Genomic DNA, 17,186 nt, shown 5'->3' on the forward strand with positions numbered 1-17,186 from the left:
AGGTAATCAAATTGCGAAAGGAGTATTTTATTATGCAGAGAGATAAGATTAAGAAAGTAATGGATGCTTGTTATCTGGCGAAACGTGTAAGGGATTTACTTCCTAAACTGCCGAATGGAGTCACATCCACTCACATTCATTATTTGGATACAATACGGAAATTAGAATTAAAAACAACTAATATAAAAGTAAGTGATATCAGCGATGAATTGGGGCTGCCAAGACCGGGTGTTACCAAAATTACAAAAGATATGGAAAAACTTGGACTTGTTGAAAAGAAGGCAGCAAAAACAGATGGAAGAGTTGTGTTTATTAAAATTACTGCGTCAGGAAAAGACTTAGTGGATAAATATGTAGACCAGTATTTTGGTGAACTTAGTGCAGAACTTGATGATATTTCTGACGCGGATGCGGATAACATGATAGAGACGATAGAAAAATTATATGAAGTTATGAAGGGAAGAAAATGAAATGAATCAGAGAGAAAAAGCGGATTTTACACAGGGAAGTATTTTAAATAAATTAATTCCATTTATGATGCCTGTTTTAGGTGCACTTGTATTACAGGCGGCATATGGTGCAGTAGATTTGCTTGTTGTAGGAAGATTTGGAACGACGGTTGGGTTGTCGGCGGTATCTACAGGCAGTCAGATATTGAATCTTGTTACCTTTGTAATCACGCAGTTTGCAATGGGAATTACGGTGCTTATTGCACGGTATATTGGGGCAAAGAAAGTGGAACAAATCGGCGAATTGTTAGGAGGAGCCGTGACGGTATTTACAATCATATGTATTATATTATTTGTTGTGATGGTATTTTTTGCGAATCCATTAGCGGTATTGATGCAGGCACCAGAAGAGGCGCTTGCCCTTACATCCGTTTATGTAAGAATATGCGGAGGCGGAATATTTTTTATTGTTGCCTATAATGTGTTAGCAGCCATTTTCAGAGGCTTTGGTGATAGCAAATCACCGCTTATTTTTGTGGCGGTTGCATGCGTTGTAAATATTATCGGAGATTTGATTCTTGTAGCTGGTTTTCATCTTGATACGGCCGGTGCCGCGATTGCAACAGTTGCGGCTCAGGCGGTAAGTGTCATTCTTGCCATTATTATTCTAAAGAAGAAAAATTATGGTTTTCATATTAAAAAACGGGATTTTAAAATTAATAAACAGTGTAAGAGATTTGTTCGTGTGGGATTGCCATTGGCGCTTCAGGAATTTTTGACACAGATGTCTTTTTTGGCACTTTGTGCCTTTATCAATAAGCTTGGACTGGAAGCTTCCTCCGGGTACGGAGTTGCTTGTAAAATTGTCAATTTTGCAATGCTTGTTCCAAGTGCGCTTATGCAGTCTATGGCATCGTTTGTATCACAGAATGTTGGTGCCGGAAAAAATGAACGAGCAAGAAAGTCTATGTTTACCGGCATGGGAGTTGGTTTGGTTGTCGGTGCGGTAGTATTTATTTGTGTATGGAATTTTGGCGATTACTTAACATCTATTTTTACAACCGATTCGGCTGTAATTCAAAAGGGTGCAGAATATTTGAGAGGGTTTGCACCGGAGACGATTGTTACAGCCATTTTATTTAGTATGGTAGGATTTTTTAATGGAAATGAAAAAACGGTATGGGTAATGATCCAGGGACTGATTCAGACATTGTTAGTGAGACTGCCTCTTGCCTATATTATGAGTATACAGCCACATGCAAGTCTTACTAAAATAGGATTGGCGGCCCCTGTTGCGACATGTTTTGGAATTGTTTTGAATGTGATTTTTTATATTGTTTTTGTGAGGAAGAACACTTGCCGGATAAAGAAGAAATAGTATTGAGGTGATAGAAAGTGAACTGGGAGAAGGCAGTTGTTTTACGGTTGTAATTCCTTTCCGACTTGACAGGCAGGCAAAAGCACAAGAAAAAGAAGAGGCTGCAGATGCAGATATCACCGGTCTTAGAATTTTAGTGGCCGAAGACAATGAATTGAACATGGAAATTGCCCGGTTTATATTAGAAGACTGTGGTGCATTGGTAGAACCGGTATCCAATGGACTTGAGGCGGTACATAAATTTGAAGCATCCGCCGAGGAAGCTTTTGATGTTATTCTCATGGATATTATGATGCCTGTGATGGATGGGATTACTGCGACCAAAACAATACGTGCCATGGAGCGTCCGGACGCTTAGACAATTCCAATCATAGCGATGACGGCAAATGCCTTTAAGGAGGATGAAGAAAAATGCATGGCAGCAGGCATGAATGCACATCTGGCAAAGCCGTTGGAGGAAGAAAAAGTAGTTCGTGCGATTTATGAAAATATAACTGAAAAGAGGTCATAAAATATGGAACAACTCATACTGCTTGTGAAATATCAGACAAAACTAAATAAAAGAAAGGATTTTGTGAAGGAAGTGATTTCCTCCGGAGTTTTAGAAGAAATACGTCAAGAAGACGGCTGTATATCTTATGATTATTATTATGATGCGGTCAACCCGGCTTGTGTGCTTCTTGTTGAACAGTGGCAATCAAAAGGACAGCAGCAACAACATTTGCGGAGTGAGCATATGCATATTTTGAAAGAGATAAAGGAGAAATACGTCCTAGATACATCGGTGCGTGAGATTTCGGTATAATAATTAACTCTTGCATTCGTGACTGGTTATGCTAAAATAACATTAGTTAGACGTGGCTAATCGTGAAAGGAGAAATGTGATGACAGATGAAGAATATAAAAATATGTCGGTGAAAGAATTTACAAAGGCGGCTAAAAATTATGAAAGCGACCATGCGGGAATTTATAAGATGTGTAAAAAAGATTACCCGGATATTTTGGAGGAACTGGAAAAGGAAGATTTTTCAGACCTTTTGGACGCCGGATGTGGACCTGCGCCAATGATTTCTCTGCTTGCGGAAAAATATCCGGATCGTCATTATACAGGACTTGATTTGACACCGGCAATGATTGAACAGGCAAAAAAGAAAAATATTCCAAATGCTGATTTTGTAGTTGGTGATTGCGAGAATTTTCCGTTTGAGGACAATGCGTTTGATGCCATTATCTGCTCGAATAGCTTTCATCATTATCCGAATCCACAGGCATTTTTTGACAGCGTAAAAAGGTGTCTTCGTCCCGGTGGAAGGCTTGTACTTCGGGATGTAACCAGTGATAATAAATTGTTATTATGGTTTATGGATAAGATAGAACTTCCTCTGGCAAATTTGTGTGGGCACGGAGATGTGACAATCGCTACAAGAGAAGTGGTTACGGACTGCTGTAAAAAGGCGGGTTTAAAGGTAGAAAAACTGGAGATTCGAAAGGGAATGCGCATGCATTGTGTGGTGAGTAAATAATCGGAAAGTACAGTCATAATTTTGTAAGAAATTATGAAGAAAGATATCAGAAAGTTGTGATAGGAACTATAAAAATAGCCTTTTTTGTTCTGCTATGATGTTATCAGAAACTGACAAAGGAGGCTATTTTTATGGAAAGAATAAACAGTCAGACAATCCTTGCTAAGAGGAGAAGCAAACAAAGAAAACAAAAATTAGTAAGAGGTCTTGCAATTGTTTTGGCGCTGATGGTGATATGGAAATTTTTTGGAAGTGCAGTAACATGGATTAGACAGTGGCAATCTGATGAAGTATATGATGTGTCTGCTGAGAATATGTCCGTTCATGGTGAAAAGGAGAAAGCACCCAAAAAGTTTAGCGAAGCACAGATTACAAATGAATTAAGCCGTTTGTCCAAGAAAAATCAAACATATGAAAGTATTTATAACAATCGGGCGGAATATCCGACGGTATTATTACGTTCTCTTTGTAATAATTCGGAGATGTTGAATTTTGTGGCTGGATATTTAATAGCAGATAAATCTGCGCACGGTGAATTAACAAAAAAAGAATGTGAGGGAAAGATACCTCTTTTGCTGCAATGGGATAGAAGATGGGGATATGTATCCTATGGGAGCAGTGATATTGGTTTATCGGGCTGTGCTCCGACTTGTTTGTCAATGGTGATTGTGGGGCTGACCGGCAATCGAAATGCAACACCGGATAAGATTGCAGAATATGCACAGGAAAATGGCTATTATCTAAAAGGAACGGGAACGAGCTGGAGTCTGCTTACCGAAGGTGCTTCATATCTTGGCGTTGAGGGACGTGAAATTAGCTTGAGTAAGAAAACCGTTCAAACCGCATTGCAGCAGGGACAGCCGATTATTTGCAGTGTGGGACCGGGAGATTTTACAACAGAGGGGCATTTTATTGTGTTGACCGGGATGAAGTATGGAAAGATTAAGGTAAACGATCCCAATTGTATTCGCAGGAGTTGCTTATGGGATTATGAGGTGCTTGAGCCACAGATAAAAAATTTGTGGGCATATTGCCGGTGAGGACATTTGCAGAAGCTATTTGTTTGTAGTACAATGACCTCAAATGAGTAAATGGAAGAGGTGAATACGCAGATGGCTGAGAATATTCTGGTGGTAGATGATGAAAGGGAAATTGCAGATTTAGTAGAGGTGTATTTACAAAATGAGGGATATACGGTGTACAAGTTTTATAATGCAGGGGATGCTCTTAATTGTTTGGAGACAACACCAATTAGTCTCGCCGTATTGGATATTATGCTTCCTGACATGGATGGATTTGCACTTTGCAGAAGGATTCGCCAGAAGTTTTATTTTCCCATTATTATGCTGACGGCGAAGGTAGAGGACTTAGATAAAATTATGGGATTGACGGTGGGAGCAGATGATTATATTACAAAACCATTTAACCCGTTGGAACTTACCGCTCGTGTGAAAACGCAGTTACGACGTTATACACGATATAATACAGTAGGTTTTGCAGGGGAGCAGGATGAAGAGATTGATATACGGGGTATGCATATTTCTAAGGCTAGCCATAAATGTACGTTGAATGGACAGGAAGTTGCATTTACGCCTTTGGAGTTTGATATAGTCTGGTATTTGGCGAAGCGGCAGGGGAATGTTGTGTCTTCTGAGGAGTTGTTTGAAGCGGTATGGAAAGAAAAATATTTGGACAACAACAATACGGTAATGGCACACATTGCCAGAATACGGGATAAAATGCATGAGATGCCACGAAAACCAAAGTTTATAAAAACAGTCTGGGGGGTAGGTTATACCATTGAGTAAGAATGCAAAGTTAGAGAAAAAACAAGGGGAAAAGCATAATCATAAGGCAAGACAGCTTATGATGCAGTATGTCATTACACTGGGGGTATGTATCGGTAGTCTGGCATTATTTGTTATATTATCAAAACTTGTTTTGTCAGTCAGAGTATGGTATCCGTCGGATTCGTACTGGCCGTTATTACATTGGCTTAATCTGCATATCATTACTGTTTGTGCAGCAATTGGCGGAGCAATCTGGTTGATTGTGACAATCTATTATTTGTATCGTGTATTCCGGCAAATAGATGAGATTGTGGATGCCGCAGGGAAAATGGTGTCCTGGCCGGAAAAGCCATTGGAAATGCCACGTTCTTTGGAGGGCGTGCAAAATGAGTTGAATCTTGTGCGGGAGCAGGCGCTGCGAAATGAGATGGCGGCGAAGGAGGCAGAGCAGAAAAAGAATGATTTGATTGTATATCTGGCTCACGACCTAAAAACACCTCTTACCAGTGTGATAGGATATTTGTCATTGCTTCGGGATGAGCTGCAAATATCGGAAAAATTACGTGAACGTTATACAGAAATTGCACTCAATAAAGCAGAAAGACTAGAAGAATTAATAAATGAATTTTTTGATATTACGCGTTTTAATCTTTCTGTTATGACGCTGGAAAAAGAGACAATCCATTTCAGCCGTATGCTGGAACAGATTGTTAGCGAGTTTGAGCCGATTTTGCAGGAAAAGAGATTATCTGTAGAATCTGTGATTGAGAAAGATATTATTTTGTCCGGAGATGCTGATAAATTGGAACGCGTCTTTGATAATCTGCTTCGCAATGCTGTCAATTATAGTTATCCGGATACGGTCATACATTTGTTAATGAAGCGGATGACGAAAGAGCACAAAGTTTTGATTCGTGTACAAAATCATGGGCGGACGATTGCTAAAGAAAAATTGGAACATATTTTTGAGCAGTTTTTCCGTGTGGACGCATCAAGGTCTTCTGCAACGGGTGGTTCAGGACTTGGCTTAGCTATTGCCAGACAGATTGTGGAGATGCATTACGGACAGATACGGGCAGAGAGTGCGGATGAGACAATTGTGTTTGAAGTAGAACTTCCGTGTGAATGAAAATGCGTCGATAAACACTTGATACAAACAACTTTGAAAGGTCATTTGACAAGTATATTTTTCATTGTATAATGAAAGTGGATAGATTATATTTGAATGGAGGACGCCTATATGGACAAAGTATATATACTGGTATTGCTGTTAATGATAATTCCAATATTGATTTGTATAAAATATGCTGGAAAAGTAAAAAGTGAAGTGGCATCTTCTATTGTAAAATGTCTTGTTCTTGTGATTATCACCATTCTTAGTAATGGGGTATTTGTGCTTTCAGACAACCAACTGTTTTCGTATGTTATGGAAGGACTGTATCTGTTTTCTTTTGACGTGCTGTTGATTTATATATTACAGTATTCACAACAGTATACCCGGGTTTTTAACGAAGTGACTTTGTTTCGGACAGGCTGTTTTGTTGTTGCAGGTTTGGATGGAATTTCACTGTTTCTAAATGTATTTTTTCATCATGTATTTACGTTGAAAGCAGAAAACTATATAAGTTTTCAGATGTATCATATTAGTGATAAAACGATTTTTTATTATCTTCATTATGGATTTTCCTATTGTTTGATATTTTGCATTATTGCATCTTTTTTGACAAAGATTGTGCAAATATCGGATTTTTACCGCAAGAAATATGTTCCAATTTTTGGAGTGTTTTGTGTGATTGTTATATTAAATATTGTATGTAATATTTCGGGATTTCCATTAGATATTTCTCTTCCGTTTTTTGTCTTTGCATCCATTTTAATTTGTTATTTGACGTTATATCGGTCGCCAAGGGAGTTGATTGATGAAACATTGTCCATTGTGGTGGCAGGTATGAATAATGCGGTAATCTGTTTTGATATTAGTGGGGAATGTGTCTATGCAAATGATCATGCACGCAGTATATTTCATGACTTGTCAAATGATATTGCAGGATTTTCCGAGCAGGTGCAGAATTGGCTGTGTGGACATGATTTTGACAACCGGGACTGCGTGGAATGGAGTGCCCAAAGGACGATTGACAATGAAATACATTATTTTGATATAGAATATAGAAAGATATTTGCAAAGAAGGGTGAATACATAGGATTTTTCTTAAATCTCATTGATACAACAGAAAAACGTCTTGCCTATGAAAAAGAAAAATATTTGGCGACGCATGATACGCTTACCGGATTATATAATAAAGATTATTTTTCAGTAAAAGTAGCAGAAGTTTTAAAAGAAAAAACAGACGAGGACTGGCTGTTAGTATGTTTTGATATTAAGGATTTTAAATTGATTAACGATCTTTTTGGAATTGAAAAGGGAAACGAAGTCCTAAAAATGCAGGCGGACATTTTTAGGGAACAATGTGGTGAAGGTATTGTCCATGGCAGAATTGGTGGGGATAAGTTTGCAATGTGTGTTCCAAAAACTCAATTTTTGGAGCAGAATTTTATGAATATGGTACAGACAATGAGACATGCGTTTGATAATGATATGTATCATTTGTATATGTATATTGGTGTTTACGAAATTACGGACAGAGATGAGGATGTTTCCATCATGTGTGATAAAGCAAATCTTGCCATGAAAACATTGTATGAAAACTATGACAAATCGATTGCCTATTATAGTGATGTTATATTGGATAAAACTATTGAAGAAAAACAGCTTGTAGGGGATTTCGATGAAGCGATTGCAAAAGGGCAGTTTTGCATGTACTTACAACCCCAGATGACATCGGAAGGAAAAATGATTGGGGCAGAGGCTCTTGTAAGATGGCAGCATCCGAAACGCGGATTGATTTTTCCGGGAGATTTTATTGAAATTTTTGAGCGGACAGGACTTATTTACCGGCTTGACCGGTTTGTGTGGGAGCTTGCTGTTGAAAAATTGGCACAGTGGCAGAAAAACGGAAGGGATGATCTATATATATCCGTAAATATTTCTACAAAGGATTTTTGTTATATGGATGTTTATAAGACCATCACGTCTCTTGTGGAAAAGTATCAAATTGTGCCATCAACTTTGAAACTGGAGATTACGGAAACGGCTATCATGACGGGAACTGCCGGAGAACTTGAAATCATTGGTCAGTTTAGAAAATATGGTTTTGAAGTGGAAATTGATGATTTTGGAAGCGGTTATTCTTCTTTTAATACGTTGAAGGATATAGATGTTGACGTGTTAAAAATCGATATGGGATTTTTAAGAACAACAAAACCGGAACATTTGGAAAGAAGTATGACGATTTTAAATATGATTATATCTCTTAGTAAAATGCTTGGTCTTTCTGTGATCACAGAGGGCGTGGAGACAGAGGAACAGGTTGTCAAACTCTCACAGATGGGATGCGGAATCTATCAGGGGTATTATTTTTCAAAGCCGATTCCGGTGAGTGAATTTGAGGAGAGATATATGTAGAGGGGGGAGAGCAGGATTGAGACGCGACCGGATTTTTTGTTTCATTTGACATAAAAACCATTCAATGATATTATGATATTAATAAGAAGTGCTACCGCCTATGCGGATAGCCTGATAATTTTGTCAGAAATGACCGCCAAAGTTTGTCAGACAGGGGCGGTTATTTTTGTGTCTTGGAATTATGCTTACCATGCGTATAACCAAGACTATAAAAGGTCGCACACAGTGCGAGCACTGAGATAAGGTCACTAATGGTTAGCATAAGCAAAAACCTCCTCGAGCTTCTATTGGATTATTTTACTGTAGAAAGGTTGCTAAAGAACAGGCAAAATGGTATGATTAGTTAGATACAACTAACAACAAGGAAGGGCGAGGACAAAAATATGACAATACTAATCATTCGAATTATGTTCGCACTGGGAGTTGTGGGATATGCAGTCAATATGTACTGTGACCGCATCTTAAGTATATTTCCAAATGGAACAATTAAACTTGATAATATAAAAGAAATAGAAAAAGAGGGTGTGCTGGCGAAGATGTTTTTGATTTAAGTTTTTTATTAATAATGCCGATATTTACACTATAAAGTATGTTTGAAATGGAGTTCAAACGAGTAATACTTCAAGGAGGATGGCATTATGGCAGTAAATGGAATTGGGAATGGTTATTTCTATCCGGTGAAAAATCAAGAGACAGTTGGGATGAAGGCATCGGATTCGAAACCATCGTCTCGGACGGTGGTTAATAATGGTGGTGTGAGTTATGAGAAAAGTATATCGGATGCTGCTTCATCCGGTCTTGATTTTATACAGGAAGTGGAAAAGCGAAATAGTGGAACTAAGTTTTTTGTGGGAACTGTAGGTTACGGGCAGACATATGGCAATTCATCGGATGTGAATTTTGTAATTCATCCGAAATATTTAGACAAACTGGGAACTGATGAAGAGGCGAGAATGACCTTTGAAAAGGATGTTAAGTTTTTAACGAATTGCTCCAAACAGTTTAAGGCACAGATGAAAGCACAGGGGCGGGAAGTGGTAAGCGACGGCTGGTTTTGCGACGAAAATGGAAACTGGGGCGGCTGGGTTATTACAAAAAATTCAGATAAGAGTTCCTTTTTGAAGAAAATGTCAGACCATACAAATGAAATTTTAGAAAAGAAACTGGCAAAGAAAAAAGGAAAAGCGTGCCGGGCGTATTTACAAAACCGATTTAAGGGGATTCAATTTCGATTAACAGGAGGAGATGAAAAATGCAGGTAAATGGACTGAGCGGAGCTGGTTCCAAGACAGCTGGAATTAAAATGGCACAGAAGATGGATTCTTTTAGCATAAATATTAAAAACGAGATTGCCAGAAAGCAGAAAGAGCAGCAGGAAATTTCTTCGAATAAATCATTGAGTGCAGAAGAAAAAATGAAAAAACGTCAGGAAATACAAAGACAAATCAATGACTTATATAATCAACTGCGGCAGCATCAGATTGAGCAGAGAAGAGAAAAACAGCAGGCAGAGATGTCTGCAGGAAACAATCGTGCAGCTGCAAATGAAGATAAACAAACGGCTGGATTATCACAGGCTAGTATGGAGTCTATGATTTCGGCAGATTCTGCTATGGCACAGGCAAAGGTGCAGGGCAGAGCGGTGACCGGAATGGAAGGCAGAATCAGAGGGCTGAAAGCTGAAATCAGACAAGATGCGGGAAGTGGCAGCAGCGTTAAAAAGAAACAAGAAGAGCTTGAAAAACTGGAGCAGAAGAAATTGTCAGCATCTGCATCCCAGATGAATACTTTGGGAACACTAAATCAAAAGATTGCTGATGTGGCAAAAGAAAAAGAGGATGAGGATAAGGAAGTTGCCAGTTCCTTCACAAAATGCTAGTATAGGAAAGAGGCAGGTGATACTTTTGAAAGCAGAGCAGGTAATCAGAGAAACGGCAAATCTTTGTCGGGATTTTGGAGCAAAAGAAGTTATATTATATGGTTCAAGAGCAAAGGAAACTGCGAGGGAACGAAGCGACATTGACATTGCAGTAACCGGTGTCAAAGATTTTGATGCACTTGTCGAAGAAGTGGAAAATCTGCCAACATTATACAGCGTCGATATGGTAAATATGGATACTTGTAAAAATCAGTTGTTATTGGAGGATATCAGACAGTATGGACGAAAAATTTAATCGCCGGTTTACATCATTTTGTAATTCGCTGGATGCATTATCAGAGGCAAAGAACAGAGATTTTTCTGATTCATTTGTGCTGAGTGGAACGAGTGCTAAGTTTAGCATTACATTTGATTTGGCATGGAAGGTTATGAAAGACATTTTGGTGCAGTACTATGCAATCACGGGGTTTGTTGCTGGTTCTCCAAGAGAAGTGTTGCGAGAGGCATTCAAAGCAAATTTGATTTCTGATGAGGCATGGATGGAAATGCTAAAAGTGAGGAATGAACTTACTCATGATTATGATTGCGAAATTGTGAAAACGCATTGTAACGCAATTGTTAGGAAATATATTGATCTGTTTTACATTTTTGCCGACAAAGTGAAGCAGTTGGGGGATAGCCTTAATTAGAGGCCGTGTATCGTTATTAGATGTGGTAACAACCGTATACAGGAAAGTGTTCTAGGACGCATTTATAAGATAAGGATAAACTGAGTTTGGCTGGTTTTGTTTGCGTCAAATATTCGTTGCCAGTTTCTTTGACTTTTCTCCTGAATTACGGAAATCAAAAAGTGCCAACGACTTGACACATACCCATTTTCTGCTATACTAAAGATAGTGGATAAAACTGCGATAGGATTGTCGCAGAGTTAAGGTAATGGAGTACCGATGCAGTAATCAAAGGAGTGAATGTTATGAATAATATGTATGGATTAGGAACATATGGAGCAAATTCATTTGTAGACACATTTTTTGGAACTAGCAGTACAAGGGGCGGCTCACTTTTGTCGTCGATTGGCGACTTGCAGATGATTCAAAAAGGTGCTTACAAAAAAGCGATGAAAGCTTATGTGGCAAAACAGAAGAGCAGTGATTCTGCGGAGACAATTAAAAACTCCGGTACAGCAGACAGTGGCACAAAGTTGTCTGGTTTAAAGAGTTCGTCACAGAAGCTGTATCAGGCAGCAAATGATTTAAAAAATGCTTCTTATGGTGATAATACAAAAGCAGAAGATTTGTTAGATAAGGCAAAGAATTTTGTGAGCCAGTACAACAGTGTACTTGGCACAACAAAAAGTATGAACTCATATAGTATTTTACAGACGGCTGTATGGGGAACGGAACAGATGAATCTGAGTCAGGGACTTTTGAATAAAGTTGGAATTACAATCAATGACGATAATACATTGTCTTTGGATGAGACGAAATTCAAGGCAGCAAATATGAGTGATTTGAAGGCACTGTTTTCAGGCAGCGGTTCACTTGCTGACCGCGTGGCACAGAAAGCATCGACACTGTACAATCAGAGTACAAACCAGATTGCATTGAATCAGGGCAAGTCGACATATACGATGTTTGGCACGTTGATTTAACGAAAAAGAATAAACGAATACAACCGTGCGGCACAGACAGGAAGGACGCTGTTTGTGCCGTTCGTATGTTGAAGGAAAGGAAGAGAAGGATGCACCGTTTTTTTGTACCGGAGGAAAACCGCACGGAAAATGAAATTGTGATACATGGGGATGATGTAAACCATATCCGCAATGTTCTCAGGATGACAAAAGGGGAAAAGATAATGGTTTCCTGTGGGAAAGATGTGGATTATGAGTGCGAGATTCTGGCGGTTTCCGATAGCGAGATAAGTCTTTTGATTCGGGATGAGAAACCGGCGGTTTCGGAACTTCCGGTGGAAATTACATTGTTTCAGGCACTGCCGAAAAAAGATAAAATGGAACTCGTGATTCAAAAGGCAGTGGAATTGGGAGCAGCATCCATTGTGCCGGTGAAAACAAAACGATGCGTGGTAAAACTGGACGCCAAAAAAGAAGAAAAGAAAGTGACAAGATGGCGTACTATTGCTGAATCGGCCGCAAAGCAAAGCGGTAGAGGTGTTTTACCGGAAGTGACGGCGGTGAAAAGTTTTTCGGAAGCACTTTCTATGGCAGATGAAATGGATTATGTGATGATTCCTTACGAATTGTGCGAGGGCATGAAAGAGTCAGTTCTTTCCTTTACGGAGGCCTCTCAAATAAAAAGAGGCGGCCGGATTGGCATTTTTATCGGACCGGAAGGTGGTTTTGAACGCGGGGAAGTGGAAGCGGCAGTGGCACAAGGGATTAAACCGATTTCTCTTGGTAAACGAATTTTGCGGACGGAAACGGCAGGGTTAGCAGCGTTGTCGATTCTTATGTTTTTAATCGAAGGAAGAAATGAGGAAGAATAAATGGAATGTTATTTGGATAATGCGGCGACGACGAGACCATTTTCAGAGGTCTGTGACTTGGTGACGCGGGTGATGTACGAGGACTTTGGAAATCCATCATCCCTTCACATGAAAGGTGTTATCGCAGAGCGTTATGTAAGACAGGCGAGAGAACAGATTGCCAAAACGTTAAAGTGTGCGGCGAAAAACATTGTTTTTACAAGCGGCGGTACGGAGAGTAATAACATGGCGCTGATTGGTTCAGCACTTGCAAATGCCCGTGCAGGCAAGCACATTATCACAACCTGTTTTGAGCATGCGGCTGTTTATGAGCCGCTGTTATATTTAGAAAAAATGGGTTATGAAGTCACTTACCTTCCCGTGGATTCAATGGGGCATGTGAGTGAGGAAACGCTTGAGAATGCATTACGTAAGGATACGATTTTAGTCTCTACGATGCTTGTGAATAACGAAGTTGGTGCGATTTTGGATGTCGAGAAATTTTCTAAAATTGTAAAAGCATTTAACAAGGATATTATTTTCCATGTAGATGCGATTCAGGCATATGGGAAAATGAATATTTATCCAAAACGAATGGGAATTGATTTGCTGAGTGTCAGCGGTCATAAAATTCATGGACCGAAAGGAACCGGATTTTTATATATTGGGGATAAGGTTAAAATTCATCCCTATATTCATGGCGGTGGGCAGCAGCAGGGGATGCGCTCCGGAACGGAAAATGTACCGGGAATTGCCGGGCTTTCTCTGGCTGCAGAAAAAATGTATGCAAATCTGGAGGAAAATAGAAAGCACTTGTATGAATTGAAACAGTATTTTGTTTCTCATATTGGAGAAGTTGATGGGGCTGTTGTAAATGCCTGTGATGCTTCTGCGGTAGAAGAGACGGCACCTCATATTGTGAGTGTGAGTTTTGACGGTGTCCGAAGCGAGGTGCTTTTGCATGCCCTTGAGGAAAAAGAAATTTATGTTTCTTCCGGGTCCGCCTGTTCCTCAAATCATCCGGGAATCAGTGGAACGCTGAAAGCGATTGGCGTTGCAAATGAGCGGCTTGACTGTACGCTGCGGTTTAGTTTTTCCGTGGAGACACAGATTGAGCAGTTAAAACAGACAATTACGGAATTAAAACAATTGGTACCGGTGTTAGCACGGTATACAAGACGATAGAAGGAGAGAAAAATGGTACGAGCTTTTTTGATTAAATATGCAGAAATCGGAATTAAAGGAAAAAACCGTTATGTATTTGAAAATGCATTGGTTCGCCGTGTGCGTGAGCGTTTGGACCGCTGTGTGGGTGAATTTATGGTAGAGAAGGAGCAGGGACGCGTCTACGTGGAGGCTCTTTCGGATGATTTTGACAAGGAAGAAGTGATGGAAGGGCTGAGCCATGTTTTTGGTATTGCTCATATCTGTCCGGTTGTTCTAGTAGAGGATAAAACATTTTCCCATGTATGTGAGGAACTGGTGACTCATATGAAAGAAGAACTGGGTGACCGCCCATTCACATTCAAAGTATTTGCCAAACGAAGCGATAAAAAATATGAGATGAAAAGCCCGGATATCTGCATGCAGGCTGGTGAGTATATCATTGAAAATATGCCAAATGCGTCGGTTGATGTGCACCATCCGGAAATTAAAGTGTATATTGAAATCCGCAAACGTGCTTATGTGTATGTGACAAGTATCAAAGGACCCGGCGGTATGCCGGTTGGTACAAGTGACCGCTCAATGCTGCTTTTATCCGGAGGTATTGACAGTCCGGTTGCCGGCTATATGATGGCAAAACGTGGCGTGAAAATTGAAGCAGTTTATTTTCATGCACCGCCATATACAAGTGAGCGTGCCAAACAAAAGGTTGTAGATTTAGCGCGTCTTGTTTCCGAGTATGCGGGTAATATCAATCTCCATATTGTGAATTTTACAGATATTCAGCTGTATATTTATGATAAATGTCCGCACGATGAATTGACAATTATTATGCGCAGATACATGATGCGGATTGCAGAAAAAATTGCGAGAGAACGTCACTGCTTATCACTGATTACCGGTGAAAGTGTCGGACAGGTGGCGAGCCAGACAATGCAGAGTTTAGCGGCAACGGATGCGGTATGTAATATGCCTGTGTTCCGTCCGGTGATTGCTTTTGATAAAAATGAAATTATTGAGATTGCGGAAAAGATTGATACCTTTGAGACATCGATTCAGCCGTTTGAAGACTGCTGTACGATTTTTGTGGCAAAGCATCCGGTGACGAAACCGGACATTGCAAAGATGGAAGAGTCTGAGAAAAACTTAGCGGAAAAAATTGATGAAATGGTAAAGAAAGCGATTGAAGAACGTGAAGTAATCTGTGTAAAACCAGAATAAAATTTTGTGGGGCGGTGCGTCGTTTTGAGACAAAAAAAGAAGCGGCCATCATGCCGCCCCATGCTAAGTAACAAACCCAATATTATATTTTTTATTTAACGATGAACTCGTCAAGTTTAGCAAGAATTTCATCAATGTTGTTCTCGCTGTGAATATTGAGGTCGATTGGTTTTGACAAATCCAAGCTGAAAATACCCATGATGGATTTTGCATCAATAACGTATCTTCCGGATACTAAGTCAAACTCTGCATCGTACTTTGTTACTTCGTTGACAAAAGCTTTTACTTTGTCGATTGAGTTTAAAGAAATTTTAACTGTTTTCATACTATATTACCTCCTTATTTTGTGTTAAGAGATTTTCCTCTCTTCACGTATTATATTAGTATGATTAACGAAGTATGTCAATATAAAAAATAAACGAGGTCTTTTCAAAAAAATATTGTTTTTTGTGCAAAATGCTATGGAAGGAAAAGAATAAAATGAAAGTTGCTTTTTTGACACTTGGCTGTAAAGTAAATTTTTATGAGACGGAACAAATGATGGAACAGTTTCAGTCTCTTGGCTTTGATGTAGTAGATTTTCAGGAAAAAGCGGATGTTTATATTGTAAATACGTGTACGGTGACGAATATGGCTGACCGGAAATCCAGGCAGATGTTACACCGTGCGAAAAAGAAAAATCCGGATAGTTTAGTAGTGGCAGTTGGCTGCTATGTTGAGAGCGGCGAGGCAAAACTTGAAGAGGATTCGGCTGTTGATGCCTTTTTCTCAAATCGGGAAAAAGAGCATATGGCAGAGCGTTTTGTGGAACAATTTCATTTGACGCCGAAAGAAACACAGACGATGGGAAGCCGTCATGTGGAGCATGAGAGAACAAGAGCATATCTGAAAATTCAGGATGGATGCAATCAGTTTTGTACTTATTGTATGATTCCTTATGTCAGAGGCAAAGGTAAGTTAGTCAGCATGCCAGAAGATGAGGTTATTTCTCATGTAGAATTGTTGGCGAAGCAGGGCTATAAAGAAGTTGTTCTTACCGGGATTCATCTGTCTTCTTATGGCGTGGATTTTTCGGATGCATTAAATTTTGTCTCCCTTGAAGGTAAACCACTTTTGGCTGTGATTTCAAAAGTCGCAGAAATTGAGGGGGTTGAGAGAATCCGGCTTGGCTCACTCGAACCAAGAATTATTACGGAATCTTTTGCAAAAGAACTTTCGGCAATAAAAAAAGTGTGCCCGCATTTCCACTTATCCCTGCAGAGCGGATGCGATACGGTATTAAAGCGGATGAACCGGCATTATACAAGTGCAGAGTATAAGGAAAAAGTGGAAATTCTGCGAAAATATTTTGATTATCCGGCGATTACCACGGATGTCATAACGGGATTTCCGGGAGAAACCGAGGAAGAATTTTTGATTACAAGAAATTTTCTGAGGGAAATTGCTTTTTCTGATTTGCACATTTTTCCTTATTCGCCGCGCAGAGGAACAAGAGCTGCGGCAATGACAGACCAGGTTGACCCGCAGGTGAAAAAACACAGGAGTGATTTGCTCATACAGGATACAAAAGAATATCAGAAAAATTATGCGGATGCTTTTGTTTCAAAACGGGAAAAGGTACTGTTTGAAGAAGTTGTTTCCCATGAAGGAAAAGGGTATCTGATTGGACACAATGAACGTTATGTAAAGATTGGCGTTTTAGCATCTGAGGCAGCAGAAAAAGGGTATGGGGAAAATGAGATTCATGAGGTGCTTGTGGAGCATGTTTTGGTGTGAGG

19 protein-coding genes and 1 pseudogene are annotated in these 17,186 nt (G+C 39.6%); 19 read left to right on the forward strand and 1 reads right to left on the reverse strand.

The window, feature by feature from the left end; all coding sequences use genetic code 11:
• Positions 1-32 precede the first annotated feature (32 nt).
• The 18 genes and pseudogenes from DW019_RS07500 (at position 33) to thiI (ending at position 15,408) form a co-directional block, all read left to right on the forward strand.
• The gene (locus DW019_RS07500; RefSeq protein WP_117478308.1) at positions 33-470 is read left to right on the forward strand and encodes a MarR family transcriptional regulator; all 438 of its coding nucleotides are present in this window, start codon (positions 33-35) and stop codon (positions 468-470) included.
• Position 471: 1 nt separating this feature from the next.
• Complete coding sequence (locus DW019_RS07505; protein ID WP_117478309.1) at positions 472-1,827, forward strand: MATE family efflux transporter; 1,356 nt, start codon at positions 472-474, stop codon at positions 1,825-1,827.
• Positions 1,828-1,834: 7 nt separating this feature from the next.
• Positions 1,835-2,185: a response regulator gene (locus tag DW019_RS07510; protein WP_242989360.1), complete on the forward strand. Its 351-nt coding sequence runs from the start codon at positions 1,835-1,837 to the stop codon at positions 2,183-2,185.
• Positions 2,186-2,341: 156 nt separating this feature from the next.
• Complete coding sequence (locus DW019_RS07515; protein WP_117478310.1) at positions 2,342-2,632, forward strand: antibiotic biosynthesis monooxygenase; 291 nt, start codon at positions 2,342-2,344, stop codon at positions 2,630-2,632.
• Positions 2,633-2,711: 79 nt separating this feature from the next.
• Positions 2,712-3,350: a class I SAM-dependent methyltransferase gene (locus tag DW019_RS07520; RefSeq protein ID WP_022376679.1), complete on the forward strand. Its 639-nt coding sequence runs from the start codon at positions 2,712-2,714 to the stop codon at positions 3,348-3,350.
• Positions 3,351-3,481: 131 nt separating this feature from the next.
• Positions 3,482-4,390 (forward strand): C39 family peptidase, encoded by a 909-nt coding sequence (locus tag DW019_RS07525; RefSeq protein WP_117478311.1) that lies wholly within the window; start codon positions 3,482-3,484, stop codon positions 4,388-4,390.
• 72 nt (positions 4,391-4,462) lie between these two features.
• Positions 4,463-5,158 carry a VanR-ABDEGLN family response regulator transcription factor gene (gene vanR / locus DW019_RS07530; RefSeq protein ID WP_022376681.1) on the forward strand — a complete coding sequence of 232 codons (696 nt, stop codon included), beginning with the start codon at positions 4,463-4,465 and terminating at the stop codon, positions 5,156-5,158.
• 415 nt (positions 5,159-5,573) lie between these two features.
• Positions 5,574-6,269: pseudogene (locus DW019_RS07535) on the forward strand (HAMP domain-containing sensor histidine kinase); the annotation flags it as partial.
• Between the two features lie 111 nt (positions 6,270-6,380).
• Positions 6,381-8,663, forward strand: coding sequence for an EAL domain-containing protein (locus DW019_RS07540; RefSeq protein WP_182431066.1), 2,283 nt, complete (start codon positions 6,381-6,383; stop codon positions 8,661-8,663).
• Positions 8,664-9,046: 383 nt separating this feature from the next.
• Positions 9,047-9,214: a hypothetical protein gene (locus DW019_RS15015; protein WP_181974939.1), complete on the forward strand. Its 168-nt coding sequence runs from the start codon at positions 9,047-9,049 to the stop codon at positions 9,212-9,214.
• Positions 9,215-9,301: 87 nt separating this feature from the next.
• Entirely contained in the window at positions 9,302-9,925 is a 624-nt protein-coding gene (locus DW019_RS07545; protein ID WP_117478313.1) for a DUF6033 family protein, read from the forward strand.
• Positions 9,916-10,542 (forward strand): FlxA-like family protein, encoded by a 627-nt coding sequence (locus tag DW019_RS07550; protein WP_118442977.1) that lies wholly within the window; start codon positions 9,916-9,918, stop codon positions 10,540-10,542. The genes DW019_RS07545 and DW019_RS07550 overlap by 10 nt, the downstream gene beginning before the upstream one ends.
• Before the next feature lie 16 nt (positions 10,543-10,558).
• Positions 10,559-10,837: a nucleotidyltransferase domain-containing protein gene (locus DW019_RS07555; protein WP_242989361.1), complete on the forward strand. Its 279-nt coding sequence runs from the start codon at positions 10,559-10,561 to the stop codon at positions 10,835-10,837.
• Positions 10,821-11,231 (forward strand): HI0074 family nucleotidyltransferase substrate-binding subunit, encoded by a 411-nt coding sequence (locus tag DW019_RS07560; protein WP_118442978.1) that lies wholly within the window; start codon positions 10,821-10,823, stop codon positions 11,229-11,231. Before DW019_RS07555 ends, DW019_RS07560 begins: the two co-directional genes overlap by 17 nt.
• Before the next feature lie 284 nt (positions 11,232-11,515).
• A complete protein-coding gene (locus DW019_RS07565; RefSeq protein ID WP_118442979.1) occupies positions 11,516-12,193 on the forward strand; it encodes a hypothetical protein in 678 nt (225 codons plus the stop codon).
• 89 nt (positions 12,194-12,282) lie between these two features.
• Positions 12,283-13,044, forward strand: coding sequence for a 16S rRNA (uracil(1498)-N(3))-methyltransferase (locus DW019_RS07570; protein WP_118442980.1), 762 nt, complete (start codon positions 12,283-12,285; stop codon positions 13,042-13,044).
• Positions 13,045-14,208 carry a cysteine desulfurase family protein gene (locus DW019_RS07575; protein ID WP_117478318.1) on the forward strand — a complete coding sequence of 388 codons (1,164 nt, stop codon included), beginning with the start codon at positions 13,045-13,047 and terminating at the stop codon, positions 14,206-14,208.
• Between the two features lie 12 nt (positions 14,209-14,220).
• Positions 14,221-15,408, forward strand: a complete 1,188-nt coding sequence (gene thiI / locus DW019_RS07580) for a tRNA uracil 4-sulfurtransferase ThiI (RefSeq protein ID WP_022376691.1) — start codon at positions 14,221-14,223, stop codon at positions 15,406-15,408.
• Positions 15,409-15,499: 91 nt separating this feature from the next.
• Here the strand turns inward: thiI and DW019_RS07585 are convergent, their stop codons facing one another.
• Complete coding sequence (locus DW019_RS07585) at positions 15,500-15,733, reverse strand: HPr family phosphocarrier protein (RefSeq protein ID WP_022376692.1); 234 nt, start codon at positions 15,731-15,733, stop codon at positions 15,500-15,502.
• A gap of 155 nt (positions 15,734-15,888) precedes the next feature.
• Between DW019_RS07585 and mtaB the strand changes: the two genes are divergently transcribed.
• Complete coding sequence (gene mtaB / locus DW019_RS07590; RefSeq protein WP_118442981.1) at positions 15,889-17,184, forward strand: tRNA (N(6)-L-threonylcarbamoyladenosine(37)-C(2))-methylthiotransferase MtaB; 1,296 nt, start codon at positions 15,889-15,891, stop codon at positions 17,182-17,184.
• Positions 17,185-17,186 lie beyond the last annotated feature (2 nt).

Source organism: Clostridium sp. AF37-5, from assembly GCF_003477605.1.
GTDB lineage: Bacteria > Bacillota > Clostridia > Lachnospirales > Lachnospiraceae > Eubacterium_F.